At 59.3% G+C, this 18,703-nt stretch carries 16 protein-coding genes; 6 read left to right on the plus strand and 10 right to left on the minus strand.

Annotation, left to right across the window (positions count from 1 at the left end):
- Nucleotides 1-13: 13 nt before the first annotated feature.
- From E2F43_RS04650 to E2F43_RS04670, 5 genes are all read right to left on the minus strand, one after another.
- Nucleotides 14-400, minus strand: coding sequence for a nuclear transport factor 2 family protein (locus E2F43_RS04650; protein ID WP_133210066.1), 387 nt, complete (start codon nt 398-400; stop codon nt 14-16).
- A gap of 94 nt (nt 401-494) precedes the next feature.
- Nucleotides 495-1,361 carry an alpha/beta fold hydrolase gene (locus tag E2F43_RS04655; RefSeq protein WP_133210068.1) on the minus strand — a complete coding sequence of 289 codons (867 nt, stop codon included), beginning with the start codon at nt 1,359-1,361 and terminating at the stop codon, nt 495-497.
- Nucleotides 1,354-2,913 carry a class I adenylate-forming enzyme family protein gene (locus E2F43_RS04660; RefSeq protein WP_133210070.1) on the minus strand — a complete coding sequence of 520 codons (1,560 nt, stop codon included), beginning with the start codon at nt 2,911-2,913 and terminating at the stop codon, nt 1,354-1,356. Before E2F43_RS04660 ends, E2F43_RS04655 begins: the two co-directional genes overlap by 8 nt.
- Nucleotides 2,914-2,993: 80 nt before the next feature.
- A complete protein-coding gene (locus E2F43_RS04665; RefSeq protein WP_133210072.1) occupies nt 2,994-5,267 on the minus strand; it encodes a TonB-dependent receptor in 2,274 nt (757 codons plus the stop codon).
- A 150-nt stretch (nt 5,268-5,417) separates the two neighbouring features.
- Nucleotides 5,418-6,857 carry a sodium:solute symporter family transporter gene (locus E2F43_RS04670; RefSeq protein WP_133210074.1) on the minus strand — a complete coding sequence of 480 codons (1,440 nt, stop codon included), beginning with the start codon at nt 6,855-6,857 and terminating at the stop codon, nt 5,418-5,420.
- Nucleotides 6,858-6,961: 104 nt separating this feature from the next.
- On the opposite strand from E2F43_RS04670, the gene E2F43_RS04675 reads away from it, so the two are divergent.
- Nucleotides 6,962-7,618: a TetR/AcrR family transcriptional regulator gene (locus tag E2F43_RS04675; RefSeq protein WP_133210076.1), complete on the plus strand. Its 657-nt coding sequence runs from the start codon at nt 6,962-6,964 to the stop codon at nt 7,616-7,618.
- 3 nt (nt 7,619-7,621) lie between these two features.
- Here E2F43_RS04675 and E2F43_RS04680 read toward each other — a convergent pair whose 3' ends face one another.
- Nucleotides 7,622-7,981 carry a hypothetical protein gene (locus E2F43_RS04680; protein WP_133210078.1) on the minus strand — a complete coding sequence of 120 codons (360 nt, stop codon included), beginning with the start codon at nt 7,979-7,981 and terminating at the stop codon, nt 7,622-7,624.
- 341 nt (nt 7,982-8,322) lie between these two features.
- Between E2F43_RS04680 and E2F43_RS04685 the strand changes: the two genes are divergently transcribed.
- Nucleotides 8,323-8,643, plus strand: a complete 321-nt coding sequence (locus E2F43_RS04685) for a hypothetical protein (protein WP_133210080.1) — start codon at nt 8,323-8,325, stop codon at nt 8,641-8,643.
- A 139-nt stretch (nt 8,644-8,782) separates the two neighbouring features.
- On the opposite strand, the gene E2F43_RS04690 is transcribed toward E2F43_RS04685, so the two are convergent.
- From E2F43_RS04690 to E2F43_RS04700, 3 genes are read right to left on the minus strand one after another with little or no spacing between them, the layout of a single operon-like run.
- Entirely contained in the window at nt 8,783-11,422 is a 2,640-nt protein-coding gene (locus E2F43_RS04690; RefSeq protein WP_133210082.1) for a TonB-dependent receptor domain-containing protein, read from the minus strand.
- A 15-nt stretch (nt 11,423-11,437) separates the two neighbouring features.
- Complete coding sequence (locus E2F43_RS04695) at nt 11,438-14,950, minus strand: hypothetical protein (protein ID WP_133210084.1); 3,513 nt, start codon at nt 14,948-14,950, stop codon at nt 11,438-11,440.
- Between the two features lie 14 nt (nt 14,951-14,964).
- A complete protein-coding gene (locus tag E2F43_RS04700) occupies nt 14,965-15,324 on the minus strand; it encodes a hypothetical protein (protein WP_133210086.1) in 360 nt (119 codons plus the stop codon).
- A 313-nt stretch (nt 15,325-15,637) separates the two neighbouring features.
- Here E2F43_RS04700 and E2F43_RS04705 point away from each other — a divergent pair, with 313 nt between their 5' ends.
- Nucleotides 15,638-15,850, plus strand: a complete 213-nt coding sequence (locus E2F43_RS04705) for a hypothetical protein (RefSeq protein ID WP_133210088.1) — start codon at nt 15,638-15,640, stop codon at nt 15,848-15,850.
- 31 nt (nt 15,851-15,881) lie between these two features.
- Here the strand turns inward: E2F43_RS04705 and E2F43_RS04710 are convergent, their stop codons facing one another.
- Nucleotides 15,882-16,229 carry a hypothetical protein gene (locus tag E2F43_RS04710; RefSeq protein ID WP_133210090.1) on the minus strand — a complete coding sequence of 116 codons (348 nt, stop codon included), beginning with the start codon at nt 16,227-16,229 and terminating at the stop codon, nt 15,882-15,884.
- 306 nt (nt 16,230-16,535) lie between these two features.
- Here E2F43_RS04710 and E2F43_RS04715 point away from each other — a divergent pair, with 306 nt between their 5' ends.
- Genes E2F43_RS04715 through glpQ form a run of 3 tightly spaced genes read left to right on the plus strand, consistent with a single transcriptional unit; the run spans nt 16,536 to nt 18,667 of the window.
- Entirely contained in the window at nt 16,536-16,799 is a 264-nt protein-coding gene (locus tag E2F43_RS04715) for a DUF3012 domain-containing protein (protein ID WP_133210092.1), read from the plus strand.
- Nucleotides 16,800-16,816: 17 nt separating this feature from the next.
- Nucleotides 16,817-17,620, plus strand: a complete 804-nt coding sequence (locus E2F43_RS04720; protein WP_133210094.1) for a substrate-binding periplasmic protein — start codon at nt 16,817-16,819, stop codon at nt 17,618-17,620.
- A 57-nt stretch (nt 17,621-17,677) separates the two neighbouring features.
- A complete protein-coding gene (gene glpQ, locus E2F43_RS04725; protein ID WP_133210096.1) occupies nt 17,678-18,667 on the plus strand; it encodes a glycerophosphodiester phosphodiesterase in 990 nt (329 codons plus the stop codon).
- Nucleotides 18,668-18,703 lie beyond the last annotated feature (36 nt).

Raw genomic sequence — 18,703 nt, forward strand, 5'->3', positions numbered from 1 at the left:
GCAATATAGCTGCTCAGGCTGAGAGTTGCTCCAACATTTGCCGCATTTTCTCGTGCACTCTGTTAATGGCCTTTAACGGCCGCAGCATCACCTTGAACTCACAGATCTTACCGGCTTCATCAAAACTGATGATGTCGACGCCGTTGACCTGGACGCCGTCGATTTCGCAGACAAACTCCAGCACGGCGTGCCGATCGTCTACGATCTCTTTCTGGTAGTGAAATCCGTCCTGCAGCACATGCATGGCACCGGTCAGATACATCAGGGTGATATCGCGCCCCCGCTGGGGGGTATGGACCACCGGGGACAGGAACACACAGTCCTCGGCAAGAAGCTCCCGCAACAGCGCGGTATCCTGGTTGGCGACCACCCGGTGCCAGGCTTGCAATGATTTATTCATACGGATTCCTCCGGGAGCTGGCGTCCATTCGCCAGCACCCGGGGATGGTAAGGCACGGAACCGGGGTTTCCAAGGGTCCGCGCCGGCTGTCGCCCTACAAAGCAGCCAGGAACTGATCGATTGCCAGCCGGGAAACCGGTTCATTGAGCGTGGGCGCGTGGCCCCGCCGCGGGATGTCCGCGAGCGCCAGATCGGGCTTCTTCTCACGCATGGTGGCCACACAGTCGGGCGCCAGAATGTCGGAGCTTTCACCGCGTATCACCAGCATCGGAATGTCGGTAATCGCTTCAAACAGGGGCCAGAGATCCGGGGGCACTGCGTTGGAATCGTCATCGTTCATGGGCCGGGAAATGGCAGGGTCGTAAGCCAGCACCGGCACACCATTCTCTTCCCGGTAGAGACCACGGGTGAACTCTTCCCACTCCTGCTCGGTAAAGTCGGGAAAGGCGATCTCGTTGATTTCCCGGGCCTGGGCAATGGCCTCGGTCCAGTTGCTGACGGGACGGCTCTTGCCCACGTAGCCCTTGATGCGGGCCAGCCCGGCGGGATCGAGTTCGGGGCCGATGTCATTGATAATCATGGCCTTCACCCGCTCAGGCTGCATCGCCGCCATCATGAAGGACATCAGTCCACCCATGGAAGTGCCGCAAAGAATCACCTGGCCTATACCCAGTTCCCCCAGCAGGGTGAACATGTCCTGGACATAGGTCGCCGGCGTGTAATTGGCGATGTTGCTGTCGTAGCCGGAGAGGCCCCGCCCGCGATTGTCCACCGCGATGACCCGGTAGCTGGCGCTCAGGTGGCGGGCAAGACCGGCGAAGTCGGCGGAATTTCGGGTCAGGCCATGCATGCACAGGATCGCCGGCGCACTGGCCTGTTCCCCACTGCGACAGGGGTAATCCCGGGCGTAGAGGCGCAGGCCATCACTGCTGTGGTAATACACGTCCTGGTAGTCAGCCATACTCCCGATCTCCATAACGCTGGCGCAACTCCCGCTTGAGTATCTTGCCATTGGGATTGCGAGGCAACTCGGCAACAAGAATCACTTCTGCCAGTCGCTGCTGGCGACCGAGGCGTTCGTTGGCCCAGGCCATCAGCGAGCCGGGGTCTATCGGTTGCTGAGCTACCGGCACCACCAGAGCCACCGGGGTTTCTCCCCAGCGCTTGCTGGGCAGGCCTATCACCGCCACATCGTCCACCTGCGGGTTGGTGACCAGTTGCGCCTCTATGTCCTGGGGGTAGATATTCTGCCCCCCGGACAGAATCATGTCCTTCTTGCGGTCGACGATATAGAGGTATCCTTCTTCATCGACATAGCCAATATCCCCTGAACGCAGCCACTGTACGCCATTATGGTCGATAAACTCCGCTTCGGCGGTAGCGTCTTCGCGCTGCCAGTATCCGGGCATTGATATCCTGCCGCGAGACGCAATTTCGCCCGACTGATTGATACCGAGCACCCGATCCTGGTCATCGACGATACAGATATCAGTGCCGAGCAGGGGCCGGCCCACGCTGGACCAGCGCCCTTCGGCGTCCTCCGGCTCCAGGGTGGTGATGATGCCCTCGGTCAGGCCATACAGTTCGATGATGCCGCAGGGGAAGCAGTCAAATATCTCCCGTTTTAGCGTCTCGCGCAGGGGAGACCCACAGCTCATCATGGCCTGCATGCTGCTGACATCCGCAGGTACCACTTTTAGCTGTTCCACCACTCGCTGAAACTGGATGGGCACCATGGCGGTATGGGTAATCGACTCACGCTGTACCGTAGCGAGAAATTCTGCGGCATCAAAGCGGGAGTGGACCACCAGCGTGCCACCAGCCAGTACGGTGCATAACATGGCCACCCAGGAGATATTGGAATACAGCCCAATGGTCAACAGGGTGCGCGCCGAGCCGTTGTAGCGCAGGGCGATGGCCAGGTCGTAGGCCCAGTCACGCCGACCGCGGTGGGTGTGCATGATGCCTTTGGGCAGACCGGTGGTACCCGAGCTGTAGATCACGTTCAACGGGCCATCGGGATCAATGTCGACCTCCGGCAGGGTGTCGGGCTGGCCGCTGCACAACTGGTCAATAGTGGTCCAGCCATCGGCGGGGGCATCGTCACAAACCAGCAGTTGCAGGCTTTCCGGGAGACCCCCGGGCAGCGAGCGGATGCGCATCACCTGGTCGGCCGTGGCGACCAGCGCCACCACCCCGGCATCGTGCAGCATGCCGGCAAGGGCCTCATCCGACACCGACAGATTGATCGGCACCGAGCAGGCGCCGCTCGCCATGCTGCCGAATATCGCCTGCACCATGCTGACACCGTTGGACATGACAATCGCTACCCGGTCGCCGGGCCTTACCCCGGCGGCAATCAGCCCGTGGGCGAAGCGATGGTTGGCGGCGCACAACTGCGCCCAGGACCAACGTTCCTGTTGCCACAGCACAGCGTCACAATTGGCTCGCCACTTGCCGTGCAATGCCAGTATTTCGGGCAGCAGGGGTGGCGTATTATCAAATTTTTTCACGCGTCAAAACCTGAAGTCAGTCCCTGAAAAAGGCCGCAGGCATCACCTGCGGCCAGAGGGCACCGCAGCCCAAAAATGGCCTAGAAGCGGTACGCCACTGTAGCGCTGATGGTGCGGGGCGCAGCGTAAAAGATCGACGTGTTATCTTCGAAACCCAGCGGGCTACAGTAGCTCTCGTTACCGAAGCAATAGCCGGCGGTTTTGATCTCTTCGTCGCTCAGGTTCTTGCCGTAAAGCCCCAGCAGCCAGGCTTCGCTGGCAGACACCCAGACCACACTGGCGTTGAACATGTCGTAGGCCTCCTGGTCGAACACCGGAGCTGCAAATTCAAACTGGGTGCTATCGCCCCTGTAGGACCAGTTCGCATTCAGGTTGAGGTCGCCGCCAAATGCCCCGGTGAGGTAGTTGAAGGCAACATAGGCCATTTCCTCCGGCGTGTTCTGTACCGACCGATCATCGGACACATCCACATCGTTGACGATCCACTCGGTAATCTCCGCGTCGAGGAAGCTGGCCGCCACCTGCATGGAGAAGTTCTCCGTGAACAGGAAGGTTCCCTCGATCTCGATACCGGAAATCTCCGCCTCACCGGCATTGGTCAGGGTGCCGGCAAAGTCGTCATTTATGCCATCGCCGTCGGTGTCGATACCCACGGAGCCCGGCACCTGCATGTCGGTATATTCAGAGTAGAACAGGGCTACATTGGTGATCGCACGGCCATCCCAGTAACTGGCCTTGATGCCGACCTCGTAGGAATCCAGCGTCTCGGGGTCGACGCCCTCCTCTACCGCCGGGGTGAGGAAGTTGGCGCCCCGCGGGTCGAACATACCCGCCTTGAAACCCTGGCTGTAGCCACCGTACACCGTAATGTCATCGGTCCACAGGTAGCTGATGTTTACCCGGGGAGAGAAGTCCGTCCAGGATTCTTCCGCCTGATAATCACTGGAAGCGCCCAGGAACAACGCGTCATCGTTGCCGAAGAAGGGAGAACCGCCGGCCCCGAGGTAGCTGGCGCGCAATACATCCGCGGTTCGCTTGTCATCGGTGTAGCGACCACCCACAGCAACCGACAGTTTGTCGGTAAAATTCCAGGTGAGATCGGCGAAGGCGGACCAGGACTCGGTGGTCACCTTGCCGCCAGTGTAGGCAGTCAGTTCCGCGCCATAGGCAGCACGCCCCAGTTGTCCCAGCACCACGTCGAAGTCATTGGAGGCGTCGGCGTCGATGTAATACAGTCCGGTCACCAGGTTCATTTTCTCGCCGTTGTACAGCAGCTGGAACTCCTGGGTGAACTGCTCGTTATCGTAGATAACCGGAGCGTCAAAGTCGTCAACCGCGAGGCTGTCAAAGTCGATCACCGATTCAGTGTAATCCTCGCGCTCGGCGGTAATGGAGCGAAAGGTATAATGATCACCGAAGTTCCAGTCCACAGAGACCATCCAGCCCTCCGCTTCCACCTCGTTATTACCGCCAATGCCCTGGGTTGAGATGTTTTCCGCTGCACCGGCAGTGGTGTCGTAAATATCGCGCAATACGGGGTCACCCGAAACAGCACCTGGACGCACCCGGTGACCGGCAACCGGGTTGGATTTATCGGTGGTGTCGTCATAGGCGAGGCGCACCAGCAGGTCCTCTGTCGGCAGCCATTCCGCACTCAGGCGGTAGGCGAATACATCCTTGTTGTAATGTTCATCGCCGGTGGTCTTGTTCTCGCCATAGCCGTCGCGCTGGAAAGAGGCCACGGTACCGCCGATGCGGAAGGCATCACTCACCGGCACCGAGACAGTGCCTACCAGATCGATCTGGTCATACTCTCCGTAGGTCGCCTTCAGGCGACCGGAGAATTCATCGCCAAGACGTCGGGTAATGTACTTGATTGCACCACCCACGGTATTGCGGCCGTAAAGAGTCCCCTGGGGACCGCGCAATACCTCGATACGCTCAACGTCATAAATATCGATCACGTTACCCTGGGGGCGCGCCAGGTAGACATCGTCCAGGTAAAGGCCGACGCCCTGCTCATAGCCAGCCAGTGGATCCTGCTGGCCGACACCCCGAATAAAGGCGGTCAGGGTGGAGCTGGTCGCCCGGGAAGGCTCCAGGGTCACGCTGGGGACAGACTGGGCCAGCTCGGTGATGTCCGAATCGCCCCTGATGGCGAGGTCCCGGGCAGAAAATGCAGTCACCGCAATAGGCACATCCTGCAGGCTTTCGCTGCGTCGCCGGGCAGTCACTACCACTTCTTCAAGCGCAAAACCGGGCTCATCGGTCTGGGCAACAAGGGTTGGCGAAGACATTGCAGAGGCAAAAGCCACGGCAGCAAACAGGGGAGTACGAGCGGTACATGGTTTCATGATGGAGACCTCTTTCCAGGTTTTTATATGTCGGCATTCGTTATGTTATCCATCGGCCCGCCACGGCCGACCTGTTTCAACATTTGTTGAATTTTCATAGAATCTAATTCAACAAGTGTTGAAATGTCAAGCCTGCACCCGATTTTTTATTCAGCCAGCCTGGACCGGCCGCTGGTCTCGACTCATCGCCAGGCCGACCAGACCAAAGCCGAGTGAGGCGAAGATCGCGTAGGTTGCTGATACTGCCGGGTTTTCCACCCCGCCGAACAGGTTGAGGGCCAGGTGCAACAACAACCCGATCGCGGCCGCTCCGACAACGACCCACAGGGGAATGTGGCGCCTGACCAGCACCCCGAATAAAACCGGCACCAGCGAGGCCGCGGCAAGACCATACACACCCTTCTGGGCAAACAGGCCGATCAATGGCGGCGGGTTCCAGGCCAGCACAACCCCCACCACGCCGACCACCACCAGCACCCACCGGGACAGGGCCAGTCCATTCACCCTGTCTCCCGCCAACGGTTGCACGATATCGTTGACCACCATGGCCGACAGCGACACCAGGATCCCGTCCAGGGTGCTCATTCCCGCGGCGAGCAGAGTAATGAAAATAAACACCAGCACATACTCGCCCCAGAGGGAACTGCCGAACTCATGCAACAGGTACTCGCGAACCACCGCATCCTGGGCGTCCACCTCTACCCCGGACAAGCGGGCGTAGAAACCGATCATCAGCATCAGGGTAAACAGGGAGCCCACAACAACGGTGGTACCAATGAATTTGTTGATGTCTTTTTCGCTGCGCAGGTAGAGAACTTTGGTCAGTATGTGCGGCTGCAGCATCAGCGCGAAGGTGATCACGAAGCCGCTGACAAACACTGAGAAAAAGTCGAAGTAAAGACTGCTGTCCCGGTTGAATGCCGACGCGTACTCCCTACCGACAGCCGTCAACGACCCCAGCACATCGCCGTCAAAATATTTCCAACCCTGGATAAACAATACCGCGGTCACCAGCATCATCATGATGCCCTGCAGAGAGTTGGTGTAGGCGTGGGCATAGGTGCCGCCCATCAATACATAGGAAAAAACAAAAACCAGTACGATGACCAGCGCTGTCTTCTGCTCCAGCGGGAACAGGCCGGTCATCAGCAGGCTGCAGCCGACCAGGATCAGCACCACAAAGGTAATCGACAGGAGATTTATACCGGCGAAAAACAGGCTGAAACCGCGATGGTTGTAGCGATAGAAGATCCACTGGGGAATAGTAAGGGCCGCCGAACTCTCACCCAGCCGCAGAAACCCGCGGGTCAATACCAGGAAGGCAGACAGTATACCCAGGGAACCGGCGACACCGTAGTGCAGGTACGCCGACAGACCATGCGTATAGACAAAGCCCGGGTTAATGACGAAGGTGGCGGTCGAGGAGATGGACGCCGCCAGGGTGATACCGACAATGTAGGGACTCATGTCCTTGTTGCCGATTGAAAAGCCTTCGACCGAGCGGGTGCGGCGCATACCCAGCCAGGACAACCAGTACACCAGCAGGGCATAGGCTCCCACTATCAGGTATTTGAATATCTCCGGACTCATTGCAGGCCGCCAGTTATGATCAGTTATTGTGGCGACAAGCATATTCAACAAGCGTTGAATTAGCAACTATGGTAATCTGCTGCCGCAACCTTGCGGGGATTTCAATGAACAAAAAATCGTCCAGCCCGAAGAGCGAGCGCATTCTCGATGTCGCCGAAGAGCTGTTTGCCATGCACGGCTACGACGGCGTCACCCTGCGCCAGATCGCAACCGGTGCCGGTGTCGACGTCGCCCTGGCGAGCTACCACTTCGGCAAGAAAATGGATTTATTCAACGCTGTTTTTGCGCGCCGTGCCGGGGAACTGAACGAGTCACGCCTCAGCGCCCTGCGCCAGTGCCAGGAGCGAGCGGGGAAAAAGGGGCCGACCGTGGAGCAGATTATCGAAGCCTTCCTGCGACCACTGGAAATTGCCCAGGAAACGGGCGACGAGGGCTGGACCAATTACCTGGCGCTCATCGCCTATGTCAACAACTCCCCCTACTGGGGTGAAAAAATGATGTCCAAGCTGTTCGATAAACTGGTGCTGGAATTTATCGCCGCCCTGCGCACCGCCCTTCCGGACGCCCGCGACGAAGACCTCTACTGGTGTTATCACAACCTGTCAGGCGCGCTCACCCTGACCCTGGCGCAAACCGGCCGGATCGACAAACTATCCGGGGGCAAGTGCCGCTCCAGTGATTTCCAGGCGGCCTATGATCACATGATCCCGTTCACCGCAGCCGGTTTTCGCAAGGTCTGCGGCGGCAAGGGCAAAGGGTAATCCCTACAGACTGACGGTTGCCTGGTAGTATTCGCTGGACTCACAGTCGCTACTCTCAACGTAGCTCCGCAGCCGGCCGTGGACCTGGTCGTCGTCGCCCTCGTCGATGGAAAACATCAGCCCATCCATGTAACCGAGCGCCTTGGCGAGAATAGTGTCCCGCTCCGTGTCGTCAAACCCGTCCAGTACCGTATGGGTTCGGGCACCGTATTCCGTTTCCGAGAGATAGCCCAGGGACTGCTCAGCAAGCACGCAAGCCAGTTGTCGCGACGCCAGGAACTCCTCCGGGGCGAGGGACAGGCTCGCTGCCTGTTGGCTAAAAAACGTGCCGGCCAATGCCGCCGCAATCACCATATTACGCATAACTTACTGATCCAAAGGGATTTAGCGAGAATCCGGCCGCGCATCGCCCGGCCTGTATTGGGAACAATACCCGGCTTTCTTTACAGCAATATGACTGTTTTTTGACAGCGCGTCAGGGTCCCGGACCCCACCGGCGCAATTGTTACAGGGATGTGTACCGTATGTGAATTTTTTATGACAACGATAGAAGCAGCGAGGTTTTTGTGGGTATCCTTTGCCACATGCGGAGCAAGTCGTTGTTATGAAATTATGACAGTCAGATGAAACTTACGGCCGCGAAGGCCGCAACCCCCGGTGCGAGGCAGTTGAGTCCCGCCCGAGCTTATAGAGAGGTATAGACAATGAAAAAGCTAATGACTGCTGTATCCACCGTCGCCCTGCTTGCGGGCCCCGGCTTAGCCCTGGCGCAAACTGAAAAAGATTGCCTGCTCGAAGGCACCGTGTACAAGTCTGGTGAGGAACAAACAGGGGTTACATTCCACTCCGCCAAGCGCTATGACGAAGACGCCAAATGCCGGGTCCGTCGCGGCGAGAAGATGGAGTTCAAACTCCCCGCCGACCCGCGCCTGCAGGACGCCCCTGAAGGCAGCACGGTGAAATACCGTTACCAGGAACAGAAAGACGGCAGCAGCAAAACCGAACTGGTCAGCATCGGCGCCTGACCAGCAAGGGTCGCGCCCATTGGTCGCAGCCCGTCGCCAAGGCAAAAAAAGGGGATGCGATGCATCCCCTTTATCGTTTCCAGCAGCCGGTGGCCAGGGCCTGTCACAACAGGGCCAACCCAGTTAGTGTGAACAGGCCCTAGAACCTTGCCTTGATCCCCACCGAGTAGGTCACGCCTGGATCCCAGCGCTCGTAGCGTTGGCCACCCTGGGTCCACTCCACTTCCTCATCGAGGATATTGGCCGCCCTGGCCTCAACCTCGAACTCGTTATTGCCCCAGGGCAGCAGGTATTTCACCAGCACGTCCACCCGGTGACGATCCTCCTCCATGATGTCCGGCGCGTTGTTGTCTCCCACCAGTACGATACGCTCGCCGGTAAAGTTGTACGCGAGGGTGGCGGTAATGCCGTTGTCATAGTCCTGGTAGGACAGCAGGACGTTGGCCAGCAGGTCCGACTGGCCGGTCATCGGCCGCTCATTGGCATACAGCGGTGCGATCTGGCGACCTCCGGTCAGGGGCACGTCGGCTGCCGTTTCACCGTTACCCAGCAGGGTCACTTCCGAGTCGATCCAGGATACGTTGAAAGACGCCCGGAGGCTGTCCCAGGCCGGGTCCAGGTCGAACCAGGTGCCAAAGGTCAGGTCCTTGCGGATATCGAACTCGACACCGTCGAGGGTCGCTTCTTCCGCGTTGAACCAGGTGAAGATATCACCCTGGGCCTGGATCTTGGCCACTTCGATAGGGTTGGTAAAGTCCTTGCTGAACACCCCGATAGACATCTCGTCAGCAGCGGCAAAGTACCACTCCCAGCGCAGGTCGATGTTTTCCACATCCGCCGGCTCCAGGAATACGTTACCGCGGTACAGGTTCTGGTCTTCGGGATTGCGGATGGTGGAACCGGTAATCTCCAGCAGGCTGGGGCGATTGACCGTTTCGGAGTAGGCAACACGCAATTGCATATTCTCGAGGAACTCCCAGGTCAGCGAGGCGCTGGGCAGTGTATCCGAGTAGGAGCGCTTAACCCGGTTATCCGTGCCCTGTTCGGTGTTGCCACCCCAGGCATCGGCGGTAATGTCGGTATCTTCGCTGCGTAATCCCAGTTGCAAGCGCACTGTTGACAGCACCTGGGAATCCACGGATCCGTAATAAGCCTTGATTGATTCCTCGGATTCCGCGAACGGGAAAACGCCCGACGCGTTAGCCTGGCCCGCCGAGAAGTCGCGGACCGACAGGTATCCGTCGGCCCAGTTCTCGTTACGGAACAACTGTTGGGGTGTCATCCAGGCAACGTAACCTGGCGCGGAAGGCAGCAGACCGAAGCGGAACAAGCGGTCCTCAGTCTCGCGTGAACGCTCGTAGTCGGAATAACCAGCCTTGATCACGCTGTCCAGGAAGCTGACCGGGAGCTCAATATCCATACCGATGTCATCAATGCTGTCCTCCAGTTCGCTGTAGTTGCGATCCGGGGCCTGGAACACGTCACGCAGGTCCCCCGCCGCCTGGCGACTGGGGTCAACCACGGCCATTACGCCGTTGTTTTCCTCGGCATAGGTGTAGGTCCGCGTATCCGGCGCTTCCCGGGAACCGGAGCCGTCCACCAGGCGCCACTCCAGCAACATGTCGTTCAGGCTGGGGAAATAGTGTTCGCCGGTCAGTTGGAAAGACTCGATTTCGTTCTCTGTCCACTGCAGACGGTAGCTTTCGACAAATGTGCCGTCGGTGACATCATCCTCGGAAGAAAAGCCCCGGTCCTGCTGGACCTCGTCCTCGGACTGGCGCAGGTTGATAGCGGTAAAGGAGACCGAGTTGTTCTGGTTGAGCTCCAGGCCAAGATTCAGGAAACCCGACAGGTTGACCGTTTGTTTGGTAATCCAGCGGGTGTAGTCCACCGTCTGGTTACTGCCGCCATCGACACCGGTGAACTCGTAGCGAGCCAGGTCCTTGATGGTGTTGTTCCAGGTATTGGTGTACTTGGCATTACCCAGAATGCCCAGGGCCATGCCGCTGTCGAAATCGATACGTTTGCCGAATTCGGCCTCGCCGCTGTAGATCGGCTTCATATCTTTCTCGTAGATGTCCCAGTTGTTGTAGAAACTCGCGCCAAGGTTGGATTTCTGCGGATAGGGGTTATCCTCGAACTCCTCACTGCTGAGCTTCTGCACATTCTTCGGCACCTTGCGGGTACCGTCGTCCCAACCCCAGTTATCATTCTCCCCGCCACGATAGAAAATCCCATCACCACCGGTCGTTTCGGAATTGCCACCGATACGCAGCTTGGCGGTCAGGTAGTCCTCATCGGGTATGGTCTTGGTACGGATATCCACCACTCCACCGGAAAAATCGCCGGGATACTGGGCAGAGTAGGTCTTCTGCACCAGCAGGCTCCTGACGATGTTGTTGGGGACAATGTCCAGGGGTACTGTCTTCTGGAACGGTACCGGTGAGGAAATGCGCGAACGATTGAACAAGGTAAAGGAATAGCGCTCACCCAGACCACGCACGTACACATATTTGCCACCCACCAGGCTGAGGCCGGACACCCTGGAGAGGGTGGCGCCAACCGTGGTTTCCGGCACGATGTCCATATCCTCCTCGCCCACTACATTGGAGATTTCAGAGGTATCCCGCTTTTCGTCCGGGATAAACTCACCCGTAACAAAGACTTCCTCGATGTCCGGCGACGGTATGTACACTGTCCCGCTGTCCTGGGCCAGGGCGCTGGCGGGAAGGCCCGCCAGCGCAGCCAGGACCGCCACTGATAGTTGATTGCGTTTCATCAAATACACTCTCGATTACTGGCCGAATACCCAGCTACCTTTCCAGCTGTCCAAGTCGGAACCGACCACGTCAGACTGCTCGAAGAAACCGTCGGCGGGCAGGGTAGCCGCCGGGACATCACCGCCGTCCTGGCTGACATTAACCGCGCCGTCCAGGTAGCTTTGCAGATCCGGGTTATCGCCATCGACGACTTCAGGGCAATCGAAGGAAGCGCTCTCGATATTGATTTCGGCTCCAAGCAAGCCGACGGAGGTGTCACCGTCCACATCCAGACAGGTAGCCGAACCGGTGACTATGGTGTTGTACAGGTCCGCCCCGGTACCCCGGCGCAGGCGAATCGCTCGCTCGCCGGAATTGCCGATGATGGACAGGTTGGCAATGGTCGGGTTGGAGCGCGGCATGGCATTTTCGTCGCCCTCGCGGTTGTCCGCCTCGATGCCGTTGTCCGCCGAGTCGTCGCCCTGGACGATGTGGACAAACTGCAGGCGGCCCTGCCAGCCGTCGGTCCAGTCCAGGGAGTCGTCGGCATTCCCACTGAGCACCACATGCTTTGCATCCACCGTCCCGCCGAAGAACTCGATACCGTCATCCAGGTTGTTGTGCACCTGTATGTAGTCGACTTCGGTGCCGGAACCCACGCCCTGGAAGGCGATGCCGTTCAACTGGTTCTCCGGATCGACGTTGGAACCTGCGTACTTGACCACCACGTAGTTGAGTACACCGCTGGAGTCGCTGACGTCGGCGCCACCAAACAGGCCGGAGTTGGCCTCGCCCTCCTTGGTGCAGTCGACGGTGCCGCCGGTTGCGCCTTGCGGACAATCGTTGATCGGCGCGTTACCGTTGATCACCAGCCCGCCCCACAAACCGCGGGCGTTACCCAGGTTCACACCCTCGACATCGTCGATTGCGGTCAGCGTTACCGGTGCGGTCGAGCTGCCGTTGGCAACAATACGCGAACCGCGGGAAATCACCAGGAAGTCCTCGGCGTCGTCACCGACGATGGTGACCCCCGCATCCACAGTCAGGGTGGCGGAGTCCATGTTGTCGCCACCGACAATGGTCTTGCCATCGAGAATGTAGAAGTTGCCGGCGGTCAGCTGCAGATCACTGATAATCGACTGGGGCAACGCACAGGAAGGGGTACCGTTGATTTCCTCGCCTTCAGTGGTGCCGTCAGGACAGCCCGCCACCGGCGGTGTGAAACCGGGGCTACCGGTATCCAGGTCGCCTACGGTCCAGCCGGCGGTCCAGTCCATCTCGCCAACCGCGCCGACAAAGTCAGCACTTTCGAAGTCGGCCATTCCGGACAGGTCAGCGGCAGCGACCGAGCCACCCTCCTGGGAAACATTGCCCAGACCATCGAGGAACGACTGCAGTTCGGGGTTATCGCCATCCACTGTTTCCGGGCAGTTGAAGGAAACGCCGTCAAAGTCGATGTCGGTGCCCAGCAGGTTCAGGGATTCACCGGATACGTCAAGGCAGGTGGCATTGTCTGTCACGTAGGAGCTGTACAGACGCAGGCCGGTGCCACGACGCAGGCGCACGCCTCGCTCGGCCGGGTTGCCCACTATGCTCATATTGGCAATCATCGGGGTGGAGCGCGGCAGGGCATTCTCGTCACCCTCGCGGTTATCCGCCTCGATGCCGTTATCGGCGGAGTCAGCACCCTGGTTGATCAACAGGAACTGGATACTGCCCTGCCAACCGTCGGTCCAGTCAAGGGAATCATCCGCGTTACCGGTCAGCACCACGTGTTTGGCACTGACGGTGCCGCCGAAGAACTCGATGCCGTCATCCAGGTTGTTGTGCACCTGTACATAGTCGACCTGGGTGCCGGAACCCACGCCCTGGAAGGCGATACCGTTGAGTTGGTTTTCCGGATCGACGTTGGAGCCGGCGTATTTCACCACCATGTACTTCAGGCTGCCGCTGGAGTCGGTCGGGTCATCGCCACCGAACAGGCCGGAGTTGGCCTCACCTTCCTTGGTGCACTCGGCAGTGCCGCCGGTCGCGCCTTCGGGGCAGTCGTTGATCGGTGCATTACCGTTGATCACCACCCCACCCCAGAGGCCGCGGGTGGTGTCGATATCCGCATTGCCTTCGAGGTCAGCCAGGCCGGTAAAGGTGACCGGAGCGTTGGCAGTACCGTTGACGACCAACTGTGATCCGCGGGAAACCACCAGGAAGTCGCTGCTGCTGGGGCCGTACACGGTGGTACCGGCCTGCACGGTCAGGGTGGCTGACTCGGTGTTATCACCACCCACAACCACCTTACCGTTCAACTCGTAGTGGTTGGAGGAGGTCAGGGTTACGTCCTGGGTCAGGGTGCCAGTGAGGCTACATACTGCTTTCCCGGCGACCGATTCTCCGGTTTCCCCGGTTCCCGCAGGGCAACCCAGTCCGGGCTGGCCACCCTCGCCATTGCTGACAGAACCAGGGACAGTCCAGCCAGCGGTCCAGTCATCGCCGCTGATCGCGCCAATGTAGGCTGCGGATTCAAAGAAGTCGCCCAACGGGGTCACTGGATTTACCTGGCCACCGGTCTGGGATACCTGTTCGGCGCTGTCCAGATAGGACTCTACCGCACCGTCTTCGTCATCCGCATGAGTTTCAGTGCAACCAAAGCTGGTGCCGGCGATAGTCAGGTCACCACCGAGCAGATTGCGGGATTCGCCGCCGATTCTGAGGCAGCTGCCGGAATCGACCACGAAACTGTTGCTCAGGTGGATACCGGTGCCGCGACGGAAGCGCAGGCCGTTCTCGCCGGCAAGGCCATAGGCGGACATATTGCTGATGGACGGCAATGAGCGCGGCAGGGCATTTTCATCACCCTCGCGGTTGTCAGCTTCGATCAGGTTATCGCCGGAGCCAGACTGCTCCATGTACAGGTACTGGATATTGCCCTGCCAGCCATCGGTCCAGTCCAGGGAGTCATCGGCGTTGCCGGTGAGTACCACGTGACGGGCACTGACCGTGCCGCCGAAGAACTCGATACCGTCGTCCAGGTTGTTGTGTACCTGGACGTAGTCGACCTCAGTGCCGGAGCCTACGCCCTGGAAGGCGATACCATTGAGCTGGTTTTCCGGGTCGACGTTGGAGCCGGCGTAGCTCACCACCACATACTTGAGGATACCGGAGCTGTCGTCGGGGTCATCACCGCCGAAAAGACCGGAGTTGGCTTCACCTTCCTTGGTGCATTCGGCGGTGCCGCCCTCGACGCCCTCCGGGCAGTCGTTGATAGGGGCAAAGCCGTTGATCACCAGACCGCCCCAGAGACCGCGCTCGTTATCTTCCACTTCGCCGGTTACCGCTTTCTCTGCGGTAAACCGGATCGGTTGCTCTGCGGTACCTTGCGCATCAATCTGGCAGCCCTGCTCGATGACCAGGAAGTCCTCGTTGCTGGCGCCAACGATAGCGGCCCCAGGTGCGATTTCCAGCACACAGGACTGGGCCTGTGACTGGGCGCTGTAGCCGGTAGAAAGCAGCAGACCTGCTGCAACGCTGCGATACAATTTTGTACGGTTCATTCTCATGTCTCCCCTCAGCCGTTGCTAACGCTAAGGGCGCCGCCCCTGATGCGAAATATGACGTCGTTACCCAGCAGCAGACCCTCGGGATCCAGCTTGCCGCCCGGCAGCGCGGTGACATCGATGTCGTAGATTTCGCGGCCATCGTTGGCGGTCTCACTGGACGGGGTGATCGCGGACTCCAGGGCAGCGGGAATCACGCTTTCGACAAGATCGCCATCGCCGTCTCCATCACCATCACCATCGCCGTCACCATCGCCGTCCCCACCCCCGGGAACCTCGACCACGACCTGGCCCGGCGATACATTATCCGATGAAGAACCGCCGCAGGCGGACAGCGAGACCACGAAGAGAGCGAGCAAGAATTGCTTCATTCTTGTTTCAGACGCCATGTTTAACCCCTATTTACGTTTTCAGGAAAAGAGCGGCTTCAGCCGATAACTAAGCGCCGCATATTAGGGATGCGAAGTGACATCAATGTGATGCTTCTGTTGCAGAATTATTAAAGTTGCAGATCCGCCTGGCACTGCGCGAGGAGGCATAAGCGGTGAGAGAGACTCACAGGGCAAGGTTCCTGGACAGAGATGTCAAGGGAGAGGGGTTTGCTTCATAAAATGTTCAGCGGGGTTTATTTTCCCTGTAACCCCCGAACGCGATCCTGTCGGGAAATAACCGGAGGGGGCGCACATGGGCCGGAGAAACGATCAAACCAGCAGCAGTGAGAAGAACCGCATCCGCGCGGAGATCGACAGGCAGATCCGCGCCTACCTGCAACAGGGAGGCAGGATCGACGTAGTGGCGGCCCACGATCGTGGCCCGCGCAAGGCGATCGGGTCGGTCTGGCACGGGCCCGACGACATACCCGCCATCGAAGCAGAAAACCCTTCGTGCCCGACCTGAGCGGGGTGGTGAACACCACCTGTGGCCCTGTCTACAGGTCAGTCTCCTGCCGAAACTCCCGTTCGATCCGCTGCTCCTGTTCGTAACGGCTGATGCCCTTGCGCGCGGCGCTTTGCCGCATGCGCTGGGCAAAACGCTGACGCCGGTAGCGCGCCACCAGGCGGGGAAAGCGTTCCTGTTCGATCTCGCCGGCAATCAGTTGCTCGATGAAGGCGATATCGATGCCCACCCTGTAGGCGATCCGGCTGGGACGAATCTTGTGGGCGTGGAACTCCGCCACGATGTGAATCTGTTCCTCGCGGCTGTGGGTACAGACCCGGGAGTAGCCGTAGGGGGGAGAGGGAGTGCGCGGATCGTCGCTGTCAATCTGGTAGTTCATGGCAACATTATTAGCAGCTGGTCGAAATAATGCCAAGCTGCTGCGCCGCAGTTTTGTTGCCCGACCCGACCGTTTGCGAACAGGACAGGTAACAAATTCCGGGCAAATCCGGGGCAAATCCCGGCGCTCACCCCAAAGGTCCACATTAAATCCAGCGATAAACCCCCTGGCAGCCGTCACCCGCGCTTCACGGGAAACCGATGCCTACGGGGACTCTCCCGGCACCGGAACATAAAACCAGCTGGCGGGATCGCCAGCCGGGTGCAATACTTAAGGGCCAACCCCAAGCACTAACAGGGAGGCTCCATGAAGCGCCTGCTAATCATTTCCAGCATTCTCGCCCTCGCCGCCTGCTCAGCAGAGCCCGGCAGCGAACAGTGGTGCGAGGCCAAGCAAGAACAACCCAAGTCGGAATGGACGGCCTCTGACGCCGGCACCTACGCCAAGAATTGTATTATCGATGGCATGGAAGTAGGCTCGGAGAAGTGGTGTGAAGACCTGGCTGGCAAACCCAAGGGTGAATGGACGGCCAACGAGGCCTCCACCTACGCCAAACATTGTGTAATGTAACCAGGAATCCCTACCCCATGATCAAGACACTGAAGCAGCTCCTGCTGGGTGCGGTCGTTGCCCTCTCACTCATCAGCGGCGCCCAGGCGGGAGAGACCCTGCAACGTATTATCGACTTCAAGACACTCAAGGTAGGTATGTCTGCCGATCAGCCGCCGATGACCGCCCTGAACCGCCAGGGAGGGGTTATGGGTATGGATGTGGACCTCGCCCGAGGGCTGGCAAAGGCCATGCGGGTGCAACTGGATATCAAGGTGCTGCCCTTTGGCAACCTGCTCGATGCCCTGGAAAAAGGCGAAATCGACATGATCATGTCGAACATGTCCATTACTCCGGAGCGCACGGAAAAAGCCCATTTTGTCGGCCCCTACATGATGACCGGCAAGTCGATTCTGACCCGCAATTCGGTGCTGGCCGAGGCTGAGGATACCGGAGCTTTCAACCGGGAAGACCTGAAACTGGCGGCGGTGGCAAATTCCACCAGCTCCGTGTTCATTCGTGAAAACGCCCCGGCAGCAAATCTCATAGAGACAGACAGCTCGGACGAGGCTGTGGCCCTGCTGCTGGCCGGTAAAGTCGACGGCGTAATCGCCGATATGTCGGTAACCAAGCTGGCGGTACTGCGTAACCGGGGTGCCGGCCTGGTAACACTCAAGCAGCCCCTCACTCTGGAGCCAGTCGGTATCGCCGTGAGCAAGACCGATCCGGAGTTCCAGAACCTGGTGGATAATTTTCTCGGTGCCTTCGGCAAAACCGGCGTGCTCTCCCAGCTGCGCAAGAAGTGGTTTGAAGACGGCGACTGGATAGCCGCCCTCCCCTGATACGGTGACAGGGTTCTGCGTCGCCACTGCGCGCTCGCGGCGACACTCACTGTCAGCCTGTGGCCGGGGTGGTCTGTGAACCAGGCGGAACCGGTTGTCATCGCCCACCGGGGCGCCTCCGGCTATTTGCCCGAACACTGCCTCGCGGCCAAGGCCGTGGCTCACGCCATGGGCGCAGACTTCATCGAGCAGGACGTTGTCCTGACCCGGGACCGGATGCCCATTGTTCTCCATGACATCTACCTGGAGAGCACGACCGATGTCGAACAGCGCTTTGGGGACCGGGCCCGCAGTGACGGGCGATTCTATGCCCTGGACTTTGACCTCGCAGAGATCCGCCAGCTGCGCCTGCACGAGCGCAGCTACCGGGATGAAGCGGGTACCGAGCGGGCCTACTTCCCCGACCGATTTCCGCTGGGGCAGAGTACATTCAGTGTGCCCACCCTCGAAGAGGACATTCAGCTCATCGCCGGCCTGGACCGCAGCCGCGGCACCACCACCGGACTCTACATTGAGCTGAAGGCGCCGCGCTGGCACAGGGCACAGGGCTACGACATTGCCTCGGCGATTCTCGCTGTCCTGCATCGCAGCGGCTATGCCGACAAACCGGACCAGGTGTACCTGCAGTGTTTTGACGACCAGACCCTGATCGACCTGAAAACCAGGACCTCACTGCCACTCATCCAGCTGATTGGCGACAACAGCTGGGGAGAAGACGGCGGTGTCGACTACGACGCCATGCGCACCGACCACGGTCTTGCCAAAGTGGCCAGCTATGCGCAGGGCATAGGGCCATGGATTCCCCAGGTCATCGAACAGGGCCCGCAAGGCTTGCAGCCGACTGAACTCATCGCACTGGCGAGGCGTCACCGGCTTCTGGTTCATCCCTATACCCTGCGCCGTGACCAGCTACCTGAAGGCGTGGACAATGTCGACCAATTACACCGTGCGCTGTTTGAACTGGCGGGCGTCGACGGCGTGTTTACCGACTTCCCGGACCTCACCGGCGCCTACCTGAAATCCCGGCGATCAACGACAGGGCGATAGGCCACCTGGCCAGGCCCTTTTGTGATCTTTGCCACT

The sequence above is a fragment of the Seongchinamella unica genome (assembly GCF_004354085.1).
Lineage (GTDB): Bacteria > Pseudomonadota > Gammaproteobacteria > Pseudomonadales > Halieaceae > Halioglobus > Halioglobus unicus.